Below are 15,655 nucleotides of genomic sequence, written 5' to 3'. Positions count from 1 at the left end.
TGAGGGGACAAGGAGATAAACAAAACTCCTAACTCCTAACTCCTAACTCCTAACTCCCAATCCCCAATCCCCAATCCCCAATCCCCAATCCCCCATTCCCGATTCCTCTCTTAACATATAGGATCAAAACAGTCAGAATCGATATTTTAAATTATTCACGGAGAGAAGACTTTATGAATTTGGTTGTACTCCAGAACTGGCTGGACAATGCGTCCTTTGCCATATTATTCCTGACAATGCTGGTGTATTGGGGAGGAGCGGCTTTTCCAAATCTGCCTTATCTAGCCGCTTTGGGGACAGCTGGGATGGCGATCGCAAATTTGTGTATAGCTACTCTACTAGGGGCACGATGGATCGAAGCTGGTTACTTTCCCTTAAGTAATCTCTATGAATCTCTGTTTTTCTTAACTTGGGGAATTACCGCCGTCCATCTGATTGCCGAAAATAGTAGCCGTAGCCGCTTAGTAGGAGTTGCGACATCTCCAGTGGCAATGGCTATTACTGCTTTTGCTACTATGACACTACCATCGCAAATGCAAGCGTCAGAACCCCTAGTACCTGCCTTGAAGTCAAATTGGCTGATGATGCATGTCAGCGTCATGATGCTGAGTTATTCTGCTTTAATGGTAGGTTCGTTATTAGCGATCGCTTTTTTAATTGTCACTCGCGGTCAAAATATTCAACTACAAGGTAGTTCTGTTGGTACTGGTGGCTATCGCAGCAACGGCTACCGCTTGCACAAAGCATCTGAACTAATTTCTCAAACACCAACCCCTGCTGTCGAAAATAACGGCTTTGCTCGTTTTGAAACTAGTAGCAATGGCAACGGTAACAGTAATACGGCTGTTTTGAATTTAGTAACTACTCCTGAATCTCCAGCCGTTGCATCTGCTGAACCTCTTTCACCCCAGCGCCTTAGCCTTGCCGAAACCCTAGACAACATTAGTTATCGCATCATCGGACTAGGATTTCCCCTGCTGACAATTGGCATCATTGCCGGTGGCGTTTGGGCTAACGAAGCCTGGGGTTCCTACTGGAGTTGGGACCCGAAAGAAACTTGGGCATTAATCACCTGGTTAGTGTTTGCTGCCTACCTTCACGCCAGAATTACTCGCGGTTGGCAAGGGCGCCGTCCGGCAATTTTAGCCTCCGCCGGCTTGCTTGTAGTTTGGGTTTGCTATCTCGGTGTGAATCTTTTGGGTAAAGGTTTGCATTCTTACGGTTGGTTTTTCTAAGAACCGTTTAAATAAAACTACCTCACTCGCGCTACCGCGCACCCTCCCCTTGGTAAAGCTACGGTGTATACACAACAAGTCCTTTTCACCCCTTCTAACTCCCCCGATGCATTGGGGGAGAACCGGATATTTCCCCCCTTTGCAAGGGGGGATTAAGGGGGGTAAACCCAGGGTTTGCGCTTCATTAGCAAGATGTGTGTACACCGTAGCCGATGTTTTGGGGAGGGGTAAGGTGAGAATTATAGGCTAATTTACCAGACATCAAATTATTACTAAATTTTTATTTGACCAGCACTAAATCTATAAAATCATCATTTTATTTCGGATGAACTGTTATATCTCTGGAAAATATAAATTGATTAACAGGAGATTTTTATGGAAGATGGATTCGAGATCCTAAATCATGATGAAGTTGTGTCTATACAACCGGACACTTTTAATAAGTTAAATATTGCTAAAACTTTTAAAGTCCGCGATTTGATTACAGCAATCAAGGAATATGTTGGAGCAGAAGAAACGGATGAAGTAAATTTGTATACTCAAGGATTAAATTGTGAAGTTTTACAATTTAGTACTTTGGGATGGAAAAAAGGAAAAGTGAGACTTGCTTTAGAATTTTGTCCTGATGAATCTGAGTCACCACTTGATGAAATTTTTCAAAAACTCAAACAAGTGGAAAATTAATACTCAATAAGCAAAATATCCCCAACTTCTTCAAGAATTCGGGGATATGAGCCTCTTGATGTTTACAAATAACCGAGAGACTAAACTACAAAATTATCCCGTTATATCGAAAAGCATTATCCCAAACGTAATCAATCACTGCTTTCGCTTCATCTAAGGGTAAAACGTGACATGCTCCTTGGCGATCGTAGGCTAGTAAAGGGATTTCTGGTACTTTGTCTGTTGTTTTGCTATTTTGAATTACTTGACCGCGAATATCTTCTAGATTGCTTAGAGGCCCTTGAATATCAAAGTTAATCTTTGTGCCTAATTTATTGTCCATCCAAGTTTCAATGCGAGAATCTAATTGTTGAGGAGTTAATGGTGTGGGGCTAGTCAGTAAGTGATAATATGCCAGAATAATTTCTTTACATTCTTCTTCTTCTGCTAATTCCAGAAACATTTGAAAAACGCTATTATTGCTAGCTAAATTCTTGAAAAATAGCGTATCAGTAACAATTTTTTGAAATTTAATTTTTTTATTTTTGTAATTAGTGTATTGCGTAAAGGCAAATCCACCCAAAGCGATCGCTAATGATAAAGCTGCCACTAAGACGGGCATAAAATTTCTGACTTTATCCAACTCTACATTTAATGATTCAACCCAAAAAGTAACGTTTAGTACTAGTAAAATTGCAGCAACTATTAATAATAAATTCGGCAATGTTCTTAATATTAAAGGAATTGCCGCGCCAATCGCCGGAATTCCAAATAGTAACCGATCTTTCCAGGTCATACTTGTTTTTACATTGGGAAAGATTAAATCAACATCTAGTTTTGGAATATTTTTGTAGAAGTAAACATACATCTTACCGGGAATGAATTTTAATTCTTGGATCTTGTCTTTCTTCGCACGAAAGTAAGCTGCTTCTTTGAACTTGACTAATAAAACAATCCGTTCAAAAATATCAATCATCTTTTCTTCTTGCCAAAAGAAGAATTTTTTTACCGAAATTTTCTTAGAACTATCACCCCGGTAATAACAGATCAAGCGGTCAAAATCCTCAAAATTTACTTGAGTTTTCAATTCAATGAGAGATTTGGTTGCCAGCGCTCGTTTGAGAATCGATTCAGGCAAAAGAATATAATTAGCTCTTTCAACAATATGCCCAAAGGCTTCAACTACTTTTAACTCCATGTCATCATATTGCTCAAATGTTGGTGGAGTTATTGGTTGAATCTCTGCATTAGGGTTAAAGGGTACGTAGTTATCTTTGATAACTTCTAAGGTTTGGTGGAAGCGAAAGTGATAGTATGCAATGAGGATTTGGCAGAAATCTTGAAATTTTTTGACATCAGCTTTATCTAGCTGACCGTCTTGTAGGCAAAGTTTGATAATATCACTGCGAGTGTAGGGAATAAATGCTTCTCTATTTTCGGAAACAGCCATATTCAAAGATGAATCAGAATCTAACTAGGGTTTGCCACATCTCACGGAAACGGCGGCGATGAGACATTATGTTTTAATTGGTAATTAAATTCTAGTATCTTAGGTGGTAAATCTCGCAGTTTTTTCCTGAGCCAAGGGAAAAAGTGAGTAGAGATATTTGCTTTGCCTTGCACATCTCCAATGCGTTCTGTTATTTTCAAAGACTGATTGAAAAGTGCGTAGGCGTCGCCCGTCGTAGACATCGCTCGGCATAGATTCTGATTCTCTCATTTAAATTGCTATCAAAATTCATTAACGAAATAAACCAGAACGATTGCGATCGCTCGGCGTAGATCCAGATTCTCTCACTTGAAAAAGGGAGTAGGGAAGAAATATTTTTCATGGTTCGTTGTGGATTTTTGCAGTACTGTATTGAATTGGTGTAAAAACTCATTAAAGGGGTTCAAAGCCTCATTAAAGGAGTTCAAAGACTCATTAATGAGTATCAAAGCCTCATTAAAGGAGTTCAAAGCCTCATTAATGAGTATCAAAGCCTCATTAAAGGAGTTCAAAGACTCATTAATGAGTATCCAAGCCTCATTAAAGGGGTTCAAAGACTCATTAATGGAGTTCAAAGCCTCATTAAAGGGGTTCAAAGACTCATTACAGCAATTTTCATTCACTTAAATCACACTCTCGCCTTCTTCTGTGCGCTTCTACGTGAGACAAAAAACCTTGGCTCCTGTAATTACGAATTACGAATTACGCATTAGCCTATCCAGACTTGCACTCACACTTTCAGCATCCGGTGACTGCAATCGCTGCAAAATCTCTAAAGCTGGTTGCAAATAGGATATTGCTTTAGTGTATTCACCCTGCTGTTCTGCCAAATGTCCTAACCACCAGAGAGCCATTGCTTTGCCTTGGACATAACCAATACGTTCAAATATTTCCAAAGACTGATTGTAAAGTGCGATCGCTTCATCCACATCCCCTTTATCGGTGTAGATATATCCCAGATTGTGCAACGTCTCCGCTTTGCCTTGGACATTACCAATGCGTTCATCAATTTCCAAAGACTGATTATAAAGTGCGATCGCTTTGTCCCATTCTCCTAAATCATCATATATCCAACCCAGTTCGTGGAGAACACTAGCTTTAATTCCTGCTAAATTTTCATCTTCTTCAGTCAACTTCAAAGCTTTTAGCAAAAAATCTTCTGCTTTTTGTACCTCACCAATACTCCTATAAGCTATCCCTAACTCCTTCAAAATACTAATCCGGGTACGAACATCTGTTGATTGTTCCATTAGCAAGCGTTCAAGTAAATCAATCCGCTCTTGCCTTTCTGGTAAATCTAAACTTCCTAATATTTTCTCAGACTCAATTGTTTTTTCAATAGCTAACTCTTGAGTAGACTGGACTGTTTGAAAATAAAATACTCCTTTTCTCCATGCCCAAAAATCTGGGGCATATTTTGCCAAACGTGTTAGGGCATGATCTGGCAGAAATATCAGTATAGGGTGAGGAACACTATTAGTAAAAGCGTCTCGGACAAAGTTCAAGTCTTGTAGTACAGGCGGATATTCTCCAGATAAACCAATGAATTTTTCTAATCCGATAACAATTAAAACTAATTTTTTATTTGATTCTAAATGAATGTCTTTTAAATCACGAATAATCTCATCCCTTAAAAAACGCAAATTAGGATCGGCAAAATTGAGAAGTTCAAACTGAATATCATGACATTGAGGATGGTTATTGAGAATTTCAATTAAAGTATTTCTATCGTCTGTAAAGTTAACAGCAACAAACCCAATCGTTAACTGAGTGTCAGCAAAGTCAATAAAGGTTAACAGTTCCGCTAATGATTGCTGATTTATTTGCACAAAAGTTTCTTTTGCTAAATTTAACTCAGGGGTTACTTGTGGTTGATTTGACTGCTTCTTGGAAAGCATATATTTACCTCACAACTGGATTAACATAATTCCAGCGATTTTTGCCGTTGTACTCAAAAACCCAAAGATTGAACAGCATTAACCTGCCGATTTCATCTTTAGAAACATCCTTATTAATATATACCGCAGCTAACGCAGAATAGTATTCTGTTGATATACTCCGCTCAAAATTAAACTGCTCTTGCTTAATCGCATAAGTGATATCATCAACAGTAACTTTCTCATGCTCACGAGTTGCTGCTGTAATAAATGCTTTTGATGCTATTTGCATCAATTGGCGGATGTGACCGCCGCTTGCTTTGGCTAAATCTACCAATAGTTGACGCGATTCAAACACTGCGTCTACTTCAACTCTTTGTTCAATTAAACTCGTAATTGCTGTTATTCCCTCATCATTATAATCTAACTCTTTTTTATCTTGTTCAAACTCATATATGTTAACCATCGACACAATATTAGGTGTATCAAAAGTGTTACCCAAATTATTTTCAGAATAGACTATAGAAATTGGCGCTGTATAGATAATCGTACAATGTAGGCTTTGTAATTGAAATGCATAATCACAAAATAAGTGTTTAGCTACATTTGGAGGAACCCTGTCTAAGTTATCAAATATAATTAAAAATCCTTTTTCATATTCCGGGTATTTGGATTTAAGCTTGAAAAAAGCATCACCCAGTAAAAGATTTATATCTGCTTGTAAACGACCAATATCTTTTTGTAAATTCTGACGAACTGTCTTTCTTTGTTTGTCAGCACCTTTGATTTGAGCTTGGATTTTACTCAAGAGCTTTGAAATAAAGGGAATCTTTATACCTGCTTCTGCCTCAGCACTGATACTTACCGATCTTTCAACTGTTTGTTCAGTTTCTTGAGTAATTTCTTTAAACCAAGACTCAAAATTATTTAGAAGTTTCGCATCAAAATTTAATTCCGATGCGTATAGGACATCAGCAACTTTTTTAATAATTACCAAATATAAATCTGTATATTCTGCGTCTAATATATCTAGTTCTGCGTCGGCTTCTATATAAATAACTTTATATTGAGATTCCCATTCTTGCTGAATCTTCCTTAATTCTGTACTTTTACCGCATCCCCGATGTCCAGTAAATAAAAGGCTGCAAAATTCGGCGGGTTCCAGAAAACTTAAGCGAGTTTTAATAGTATTAATCGCCTCTGTCTTGCGAACTTTTGATAAATTAACATAATAACGTTCAATGTCTTTATTACTCACTAGAGGAGCTACATCACAAACACGAAAAGCAGCTTTGAGCGTATTAGCACGATTAGCGGGTAAGGAATTCATTAGGTATTATTTATATTAAGAATTTATATATATTACAGCAGCAAAATCTTAAAGCTTCTTGGCGTTAGAGAACTTTTAGAAATCACTAGCGCTCAACCAGAAGTATTGAAGTGGTAGTATGTTCAGGAATACCTGACGTTAGATTACCAACAGAATTGTATAATGTCTCTTGCTCCTTGGCGAGGTGCGATCGCTCATGCACTCCATCGCAACCGCAGCCTTGTTTATGCCCGTTACCTGCAACTAGCAACAGTACAGGCAAACGGTCGCCCCGCTAATCGTACCCTAGTCTTTCGCGGCTTTCTAGAAGATACAAACCAGCTAAAATTTATCACCGATAACCGTAGCGCCAAAGCCGACCAAATACAGCAACAACCTTGGGCAGAAATTTGCTGGTACTTCCCCAATACACGAGAACAATTCCGCATAACTGGTTGTTTGACCCTAGTAAGCGGTGATGATTTTGACCGCAATCTACAGCCAGCCCGGATCGCAATGTGGCAAGAATTGAGTGATGCGGCGCGTTTACAGTTTGCTTGGCCGCATCCTGGAAAACTCAGAGTTGAAAACCCAGAAGCTTTTGCACCACCAGCACCCGAACCCGTACAGCCAGTGCCTAATTTTTGTCTACTGCTACTCGATCCAGTGCAAGTAGACCATTTAGAATTACGTGGCGAACCACAAAATCGATGTCTTTATCACCGTGATGAGCAGCAAGAGTGGTCTAGCCAAGCGATTAATCCTTAAATATTGGAATAGAGACGCGATTAATTGCGTCTCTACAGAAATTAGGAGTTGGAAACTGCAAACCTGCATTTATGATTTTTATTCCTCACTCCTCACTCTTAACTTCTCACTCTTTTAAATGCCAGCACCATCTAGAAATTCCTGAATAGCCTTATCCTTGAGGTTGCACCAGCGAGTATCGTGGGTTAGTTCATCCTCTTTCGTTGCTAAACCACCCACCAAAACAGGAGTTTTTTCTGAAGAATTGGTGCGCTGAAGAGTTTGTATTTGTTCTTCCAACGCCTCAATCCGGTCTACTAAAGCACGAATTACTTGAGCTTCTGAATCTGGTAAGTTATTGTGTTCAAGAGGTGAAACCCGAACTCCAGAACGATACATAATGCGCCCAGGCACACCTACCACTGTACAGTCTGAAGGTACATCTCTTAAAACAACAGAACCAGCACCAATACGGACATTATTGCCAATTTGGATATTGCCCAGTACCTTCGCTCCCGCCCCAACTACGACGTTTTCACCCACAGTAGGATGGCGTTTACCACATTCTTTACCAGTACCCCCAAGGGTGACACCTTGATAAATTAGAGCATAGTCTCCCACGATCGCAGTTTCACCAATTACTACACCCATCCCGTGGTCAATAAACACACTTTGCCCAATTGTTGCACCAGGGTGGATTTCAATTCCAGTCAAAAACCGAGCCAAGTGAGAAATCAGGCGCGGAATAAAGGGAAGACCAACACTATACAGCCAGTGAGCCAGCCTATGGAATAACAGGGCTTGCAAACCAGGGTAACAAAATAAAACTTCCAACCAGTTACGGGCAGCTGGGTCACGTTCAAATATGATACGAAAGTCAGCACGCAGTATAGATAGCACGAGATAGCACCCTCGGAAAGCACAACAAGCTACTCTCCCATATTATCCTCTCAGGTGTTACACCTAAAAATTGGAAATGGGGATTGGGTATAAGAGGCAGAGGGGCAGGGGGAAGGGTGCAGAGGAGAGGAATTTTCCCCCTGCTCCCCACTCTCTAATTCACTGCTGCTCCACGTTGAGAGTATAATCCCGCTTGACTCCAGGATTAAACGTACCTACCCAAATCCGATAAGTGCCCCTTTTCCAGTCGCGATCGCTAACACTAGCATCTTTACTTTTGCCAGTATCATCGCCGCAACGAATTGTTGTTTTATCTGGGCCTTGGATGATTAAAGTGGTGTCGTTGTTGTTGCTATCAACTTGTATTGTTAGCTGGGAAAAGTCTTTTTCCAAAACCATAATGTGATCTGGTTGGGGATCGGCAAAGCCAATACAGGCTTTTTGATCGCGATCGCGGTTACTTATGGCAGACAATGAGTAAGAACCACCTGTAAATCCCTGCACTGTTCCTTGTGCTGGATTAAAGTTTGTTGATAAATTGAAAGTGCCAAAGTTTGCGGTCTGTGCGATTGCAGGGGTAGCAGTGATGGCGGTAAGTATAGCTAACAGCCAACCGCCGAACTGAAGTCGGGGGCAACAGTATTTCATAGTAGCCCTCCAACAGGCTTTTAAATTAGTGATGATATATACATATTCTAGTGAAAAAATTCCAGTGAAATTTCAGTTGGTTGTGCCACATTAAAATGTGCCACAGTTGATGTTTTAGAAAGTAGACAGCTAATTGCTAGGTTCTTTCTATATCTCGACAGCAGCATAAAATCGCATCCAAGTGGGGAATTTTGGCAATCAAACTATTAGCTAGCAAATATTACATAAAGCCTACGTAAATAGGACGAAATAAGAAAGCACAAAAGTAAAGGTAAAAGAATTTTTACCTTTACTTTTTGCATCTGAGCTTCTATGAAAATCTCACGAATTATGGAGCTTGAAGAAAACGCCACCTTTGAGCGATCGCGTGTCAGTTCCATAATTACTAACTGTGAGCGATCGCAGGTTGTTAAAAAATGGTTTACCTAAGACTTCCACTAGTTTGAGAATCGGTACTTGACGCTCTAACAAATTCTGGCTCTTTGTCCAGTCAAGATATACATAACCTTGGTTTGGTAAGGGAATTGCCGCGATACTATCTTTGAAATTAGGATTGTCAATTATGGAATTATCCTTGATTGTAAGAATTTCATCCATAGTCTCTAAGTCAGAGGTGAAAATTTCGTAATTTCCTAAAGTTGTATGCAATCCCTGTACTTTTGTTTCAATGCTGAAAGATGATCCTTCTTTGATATCACTTTTTTTTGTAGCCGTAGTTAACTCTGTCCAAGCGGAGATTTTTTGCTTGTCTATAGTTAAGGGATTAATACTGAGTCCATTGGATGAGGCAATCGCATCTAAACGAGCAACACCTTTTTCCACACCCTCGGATTTTTCTACCACAAAAATCCAATGGGGGATTGTTTGCTCTTTCGCAGGTAACAATGCTATGGCATATTCTCCTTGTACCCAGCTAAAAATATCCTCTGGTAAGTTTATACCCCAACGTTTTTGAACATCTGCCAAAGGTTTTGCTAACCGAGAAACCACATCTTCTCCAGAACCATATATGGTAGCGGTGGCTTGTTTCCAGAGTTTGGCTAAGTCACTGTCACCCAAATTACTCAAATTTGAGCCGGAAATTGCTAAACCTGCGGATGCTGGAACATATTGCAATGCTCCCACAGGTTTAGATAGTGGTGCAGATGGAGAGACAATTTCCGATGAAGTCAAAAAGGTGGTTTCTGCCAGTAATCCTTTAGGATTTAACACCAAGGATATAATTTGGCTGTTATAAAGTTGTTCTGGTAACTCTAAGCCTTGCCATTTTGCCACGATGGGAAGATTCAAGAAAGCTACAGCTAATCCCCCTTTGAGCCGTTCTTTAGTAGCTTTTTGGTATTCGGGTGAGCTAGTTAAATTCAAATCGGGCGCTTGGACGTTATTGATAGCATCTCGTAGTACTTTCGGATCGTTGGCAAATAAGACGAAGCCTTCACCGACAACAGCACCAGCAAGCAAGTCTTGTTCTGGTTGAGAATTGTCAGAAATCAGTTTTACACCTTTATATTGTTCAACAACTAAGGTTGCTCCGGCTAACGCTCGTTTAGAAAACAACAATTCGACAAACTCGCGGCTTTTCTCCGGTTGCTTGGTTGCTAATGCCAACAAATACCCTGGCTGTTGTCCGTTTTCTGGATCGCGATCGATATCTAAGGTAGCGATCGCTAATGTAATTTCGTCCCCTAACCAGGGTTGAATGTCTTGTTTGTAATCTATGCCACTCTTGGCGAATAAACTGGTTTTGAGTTTAGATAGTTCCTCTTCGCGCTCCAACGCCTGCAAACGGTCAGGATTGGTCAATAATGAAACCATTGCAGGAGAAAGTTTCGACACGAATATGGCTGCACCAGGCCCAGAGCTAGAACCAATGAGGTTAGCCGGACTTTTAGCGAAAAACCAGTAAAAGCCTGCGATCGCCATTACTAGCAGGGCGATCGCCCCAGCTACGATAAAACCGATAAATGAACGTTGCCTATTCACATTAAACCTATTAAAAAAGACGGTTTACAGCCATTTAAGCAGAAAGCCTAGCAGAATTAATCAACCCCCTTGAGAATGGATACTCATGCAAAGGCAGAGATTTTCTGTCACCATAAATAGGATTAGGACTGTTTATAGGGAATTCTTTTAGTCAACCCATGAACCAAATTAGTGTAGAAGAACTGGCGCAACGTCTTTCTTCTAGTGATGCAAGTATTCAGCTAGTAGATGTGCGTGAACCAGGAGAATTGGAAATTGCTAGCATTGAGGGCTTTGTCAACCTACCTTTAAGTCAATTTGCCGAATGGGGAGATCAAGTACCTACCCTCTTCAATCCCGAAGCCGAAACCTTGGTGTTATGCCACCACGGCATCCGCTCTGCCCAAATGTGCCAGTGGTTGATTGCTCAAGGTTTTACAAATGTGCAAAATATTTCGGGTGGTATTGATGCCTATTCCCAATTAGTAGACCCTTCAATTCCCCAGTATTAGCTTCTGCTCGGATAGATCATTCAGATGGAACTTACTCTTCCATCTGACTTTTGCTATGCTAAAGATAGAAGTACATCAATTTAGAGGCTTGCCGGAAAGTTTGAAATTTGGGCATCAGGTACATCTGCACAAAAATGTTGGATTGCTCTAAATTACAGTTCCGCAGTAGCCCCTGAAGAGAATACGTATCTAATAATACTGTTGCAAGCAGAAATTTATGCAAAAGTACGGTTAGAAAAAAGCATCGTAAGGGTACATTATAACTAGCAGCTTTTGCAAAAAAATTGAGCTACTAATTTAACCCTAATCTTAAAAAATGCTTTGTACATAAACTTTAAAAATACTTATCATAATATAGTTATATAATTTGATACTTTAATAAATTATTAATATTTTCTGTTTTCGATTAAATCCACAAATTTCTTGAGAGTTTGATTAAAATTTGCCTTCAGCAAAACATACCATAATGGAAGTTCAGTTAACAAATCGACAACAGCATATACTTTGGGCAACGGTACGTCACTACATTGCTACGGCAGAGCCAGTTGGTTCAAAGGCTTTGGTTGAGGAGTACGATCTGGGTGTAAGCTCGGCGACAATTCGCAATGTCATGGGTGTTTTAGAAAAGTCTGGATTGCTCTACCAACCACACGCTTCTGCTGGACGTGTACCTTCAGATTCAGGGTATCGCATTTATGTTGACCAGCTAATTACACCTTCTCTGCGGTCGCGCAGCGTGTCGCAGACAGACGCTACGCGGAGCTTGCTTCCACAAAGTGCTACGGAAATTTTAGGGCGAGAAGTAGAGGTGGCATTGCAAAAGCAGCTACAGTGGCAAGATCGGAGTTTAGAAACCCTACTGCAAGGAGCCGCGCAGATTTTAGCAACCTTGAGTGGTTGTATTAGCTTGATTACTATACCGCAAACGACCACAGCGCTATTGCGACATCTGCAATTAATGCAAATTGAAGCCGGACGGATCATGCTGATCGTGGTGACAGATGGTTATGAGACACATTCTAAATTGATGGATTTGTCGCTAACACCAGAAGAAAGCCAACGGGATTCAGAGGTAATAGATCGCGAGTTGCAGATTGTTTCTAACTTTTTGAATAGTCACCTGCGGGGGCGAAGTCTGTTGGAATTAGGCCACCTCAACTGGAGCGAACTAGATCAAGAATTCCAACGCTACGGGGAATTTTTGAAAAACTCAGTTGCCGAATTGACTCGTCGCACTCTTGCACCGACTGCAACCCAAATTATGGTTCGGGGTGTGTCAGAAGTTTTGCGCCAGCCAGAATTTTCCCAGTTACAGCAAGTACAAACAATTATCCACCTGCTGGAAGAAGAACAAGACCAACTGTGGCGATTAATATTTGAAGAACCAGAACTAGAGGATGGTGGAAAACCAAAAGTAACGGTTCGCATTGGCGCAGAAAATCCATTAGAACCGATACGCACCTGCACCTTGATTTCTTCTAACTATCGCCGAGGTTCGATACCCGTAGGAAGTGTAGGAGTTTTGGGGCCAACGCGTCTAGATTATGAAAGTGCGATCGCAGTAGTAGCATCTGCTGCTGATTATCTCTCAGAAGCTTTCAGTTATTTCAATCCTTAATTAGCGGTTAATCTTTAGGAACAAGCCGCTACGCCTCTAGGGGAGGAAACAATACCACATAGCAAGCACATAGCCGTATTTGTAACGGCAAAATCAATAATTAATACTACTTAAATCTTTCATGCTTAGAAAAATTGCCTTTAGTCTACTGTGGCTGGGATTTGTTGTCTATGGTTTTTTTCTCGCACCTCCTGAGCAACCTGGTACATTCGAGTTAATTAAAAACCTTTCTATTGGCCAGTGGCAAGGCGTTAACCCGTTAGTCATAGCATTATTCAACCTCATGGGCATCTGGCCTCTTATTTACAGCGCAGTAGTCTTTATTGATGGTAGAGGACAAAAAATACCTGCTTGGCTGTTTGCTACTGTCTCTTTCGGAGTTGGTGCTTTTGCATTGTTGCCGTACTTAGCCTTTAGAGAACCAAATAATAAATTTGTCGGTAAAAAGAATACCTTGCTCAAGCTGTTAGATTCTCGTGTGACTGGGGTTGTCTTGATGGTAGCCACCGTTATTCTAGCTATCTATGGTTTAAGAGGAGGAGATTGGAGTAATTTTGTGCAACAGTGGCAAACCAACCGCTTCATCAATGTGATGAGTTTAGATTTCTGTCTACTTTGCCTATTATTTCCAGCTGTCCTAGGGGATGATATGGCGCGTCGTGATTGGAAAAATCCACAGATATTCTGGCTAATAGCGTTGATACCGCTATTAGGCCCATTGATTTATTTGTGTGTACGTCCACCTCTACCAGACGTAGGTGTTGAGGCAATACGCAGTCAGCAAACAGCTGCAAATTAAAGCACTTTTTAATTCCTAATTAAAGACAGTTTCAGTTGGGGACTAAATCTCCAACTGAAACAAAAATCACGTATATATTTACTCCTATTTTTCAACAAGCTAAGGGCAGCGTTCTACAAAAAGGTGGATTTAGACGCAAAAAATACGAACTATAAATTAGTAATTATGTTAAATGCACCCATCTAAAAATGATGAATAGAAAAGTTGCATTGTGGTTACTATGGCTTGGATTTATCGCCTATATCTTACTGTTAGCACCGCCCTTGCATTTACAGGAAACCCTAATTCTGCTGAAAAATATATTTACTCTTCAGTGGCTTGACATAAATCCAATTATCCTTTCCTTGTTTTCTTTAGTCGGGATCTGGTTACTAATTTACAGTGGTTTGTTGTTCATTGATGGCAGAATGCAACGAATTCCTTTTTGGCCTTTTGCCTTGGCATCAGTAGGATCGGGAGTGCTTGGTTTATTACCATATTTGGCTTTTCGCGAACAAAATCAAGAATTTTCTGGACAAAAGGATACTTTTTTACAGCTGCTAGATTCTCGTTTTTTTGGGATTGTTTTGAGTTTAAGTACTGTTGGCTTGCTCACCTATGGGTTTGTCTTAGGTGACTGGGGAGATTTTGTGCAGCAGTTTCAAGGCGATCGCTTTATTAATGGCATGAGCTTGGCATTTTGCCTTTTTTGTCTTTTATTCCCCACAATCCTTGGCGAAGATATGGCTCGTCATCACTGGAATAATCCCCAGGTGTTTTGGGCAGTAGCGTTTGTCCCGCTACTCGGCCCACTTGTTTATCTTTGCTTGCGCCCGCCCTTCCCATCAACTATTCGTGAAGAATCGTTGATAGCTAATCGGTAGTAAATTTCTTCTATTGATCGCCAAGGTTCACTGCCAGAAAGAAGTGTGGGAGTTTTGGGGGCAACGCACCTAGATGATAAAAGTGCAGAGCCTCCCTTTTTTCAGTAAATTGGGGACTTTCTGTTGTGGGTGCGTAAATCCCAAGAGAAAATTTTTTCTGAAAGTACTTTACAAAACGCAATAAATTATTTAAGATGTGTAACAGGTAGTCAAACCTACCTAAATTCATCTGCAAATAATCGCATTTATAAAACAATGACAACAACCTTACAACAGCGCCAAAGCGCCAATGTATGGGATCGATTCTGCGAATGGATCACCAGCACCAATAACCGGATCTACATCGGTTGGTTCGGCGTAGTAATGATACCAACCTTGCTAGCCGCCACCGCTTGCTTCGTAATCGCCTTCATCGCTGCACCTCCAGTAGACATCGATGGCATCCGCGAACCAGTAGCAGGTTCCTTGATTTACGGAAACAACATCATCTCCGGTGCAGTAGTACCTTCCTCCAACGCTATCGGTTTGCACTTCTACCCAATTTGGGAAGCAGCATCACTTGACGAGTGGTTGTACAATGGTGGTCCTTACCAGTTGGTAATCTTCCACTTCCTGATTGGCGTATTCTGCTACATGGGTCGTGAATGGGAACTATCCTACCGCTTAGGAATGCGTCCTTGGATTGCAATTGCATATTCAGCACCAGTTGCAGCAGCAAGTGCAGTATTCTTGGTATACCCCATCGGACAAGGTTCATTCTCTGATGGTATGCCTTTGGGAATCAGCGGAACCTTCAACTTCATGATCGTGTTCCAAGCAGAACACAACATCTTGATGCACCCCTTCCACCAACTAGGTGTAGCAGGTGTATTCGGCGGAAGTTTGTTCTCTGCGATGCACGGTTCACTTGTAACTTCCTCCTTGGTTCGTGAAACCACCGAAACCGAATCTCAAAACTACGGTTACAAATTCGGTCAAGAAGAAGAAACCTACAACATCGTTACTGCACACTGCTACAACGTACGGAAAATCT

At 40.7% G+C, this 15,655-nt stretch carries 15 protein-coding genes; 8 read left to right on the top strand and 7 right to left on the bottom strand.

Annotation, left to right across the window (positions count from 1 at the left end; all coding sequences use genetic code 11):
- Nucleotides 1-173: 173 nt before the first annotated feature.
- Both ccsB and RMZ95_RS25180 read left to right on the top strand, forming a co-directional pair.
- A complete protein-coding gene (gene ccsB, locus RMZ95_RS25185) occupies nt 174-1,235 on the top strand; it encodes a c-type cytochrome biogenesis protein CcsB (RefSeq protein WP_322682489.1) in 1,062 nt (353 codons plus the stop codon).
- Between the two features lie 375 nt (nt 1,236-1,610).
- On the top strand, nt 1,611-1,919 hold the full coding sequence (locus tag RMZ95_RS25180) for a KGK domain-containing protein (protein ID WP_322673975.1): 309 nt from the start codon (nt 1,611-1,613) through the stop codon (nt 1,917-1,919).
- Between the two features lie 85 nt (nt 1,920-2,004).
- Here the strand turns inward: RMZ95_RS25180 and RMZ95_RS25175 are convergent, their stop codons facing one another.
- The 4 genes from RMZ95_RS25175 to RMZ95_RS25160 all read right to left on the bottom strand — a co-directional run bounded on the left by RMZ95_RS25175 (nt 2,005) and on the right by RMZ95_RS25160 (nt 6,594).
- Nucleotides 2,005-3,348, bottom strand: a complete 1,344-nt coding sequence (locus RMZ95_RS25175) for a TMEM143 family protein (protein ID WP_322682488.1) — start codon at nt 3,346-3,348, stop codon at nt 2,005-2,007.
- A 41-nt stretch (nt 3,349-3,389) separates the two neighbouring features.
- A complete protein-coding gene (locus tag RMZ95_RS25170) occupies nt 3,390-3,590 on the bottom strand; it encodes a hypothetical protein (RefSeq protein WP_322682487.1) in 201 nt (66 codons plus the stop codon).
- A 492-nt stretch (nt 3,591-4,082) separates the two neighbouring features.
- Nucleotides 4,083-5,285 carry a tetratricopeptide repeat protein gene (locus RMZ95_RS25165; RefSeq protein ID WP_322682486.1) on the bottom strand — a complete coding sequence of 401 codons (1,203 nt, stop codon included), beginning with the start codon at nt 5,283-5,285 and terminating at the stop codon, nt 4,083-4,085.
- A 4-nt stretch (nt 5,286-5,289) separates the two neighbouring features.
- Complete coding sequence (locus tag RMZ95_RS25160) at nt 5,290-6,594, bottom strand: AAA family ATPase (RefSeq protein WP_322682485.1); 1,305 nt, start codon at nt 6,592-6,594, stop codon at nt 5,290-5,292.
- 162 nt (nt 6,595-6,756) lie between these two features.
- Here RMZ95_RS25160 and RMZ95_RS25155 point away from each other — a divergent pair, with 162 nt between their 5' ends.
- Nucleotides 6,757-7,341 (top strand): Npun_F5749 family FMN-dependent PPOX-type flavoprotein, encoded by a 585-nt coding sequence (locus RMZ95_RS25155; RefSeq protein ID WP_322682484.1) that lies wholly within the window; start codon nt 6,757-6,759, stop codon nt 7,339-7,341.
- Between the two features lie 114 nt (nt 7,342-7,455).
- On the opposite strand, the gene cysE is transcribed toward RMZ95_RS25155, so the two are convergent.
- From cysE to RMZ95_RS25140, 3 genes are all read right to left on the bottom strand, one after another.
- Nucleotides 7,456-8,220, bottom strand: coding sequence for a serine O-acetyltransferase (gene cysE, locus RMZ95_RS25150; protein WP_322682483.1), 765 nt, complete (start codon nt 8,218-8,220; stop codon nt 7,456-7,458).
- Between the two features lie 159 nt (nt 8,221-8,379).
- Nucleotides 8,380-8,868, bottom strand: coding sequence for a hypothetical protein (locus RMZ95_RS25145; protein WP_322682482.1), 489 nt, complete (start codon nt 8,866-8,868; stop codon nt 8,380-8,382).
- Between the two features lie 321 nt (nt 8,869-9,189).
- Complete coding sequence (locus tag RMZ95_RS25140; RefSeq protein ID WP_322682481.1) at nt 9,190-10,851, bottom strand: DUF3352 domain-containing protein; 1,662 nt, start codon at nt 10,849-10,851, stop codon at nt 9,190-9,192.
- Between the two features lie 158 nt (nt 10,852-11,009).
- Between RMZ95_RS25140 and RMZ95_RS25135 the strand changes: the two genes are divergently transcribed.
- The 5 genes from RMZ95_RS25135 to RMZ95_RS25115 form a co-directional block, all read left to right on the top strand.
- Nucleotides 11,010-11,342 (top strand): rhodanese-like domain-containing protein, encoded by a 333-nt coding sequence (locus RMZ95_RS25135; RefSeq protein ID WP_322682480.1) that lies wholly within the window; start codon nt 11,010-11,012, stop codon nt 11,340-11,342.
- 466 nt (nt 11,343-11,808) lie between these two features.
- Nucleotides 11,809-12,960 (top strand): heat-inducible transcriptional repressor HrcA, encoded by a 1,152-nt coding sequence (locus RMZ95_RS25130; RefSeq protein ID WP_322682479.1) that lies wholly within the window; start codon nt 11,809-11,811, stop codon nt 12,958-12,960.
- A gap of 121 nt (nt 12,961-13,081) precedes the next feature.
- A complete protein-coding gene (locus tag RMZ95_RS25125) occupies nt 13,082-13,759 on the top strand; it encodes a DUF2834 domain-containing protein (protein WP_322682478.1) in 678 nt (225 codons plus the stop codon).
- 191 nt (nt 13,760-13,950) lie between these two features.
- Entirely contained in the window at nt 13,951-14,622 is a 672-nt protein-coding gene (locus RMZ95_RS25120) for a hypothetical protein (protein ID WP_322682492.1), read from the top strand.
- Nucleotides 14,623-14,877: 255 nt separating this feature from the next.
- A partial coding sequence (locus RMZ95_RS25115) for a photosystem II q(b) protein (RefSeq protein ID WP_409883762.1) occupies nt 14,878-15,655 on the top strand: 778 nt, incomplete at its 3' end.

Origin of the sequence: Nostoc sp. DedQUE07 (assembly GCF_034530975.2) — a bacterium.
Lineage (GTDB): Bacteria > Cyanobacteriota > Cyanobacteriia > Cyanobacteriales > Nostocaceae > Nostoc.
The sequence above is the reverse complement of the archived record's forward strand: the minus strand, read 5'-3'. Positions and strand labels throughout refer to the sequence as shown.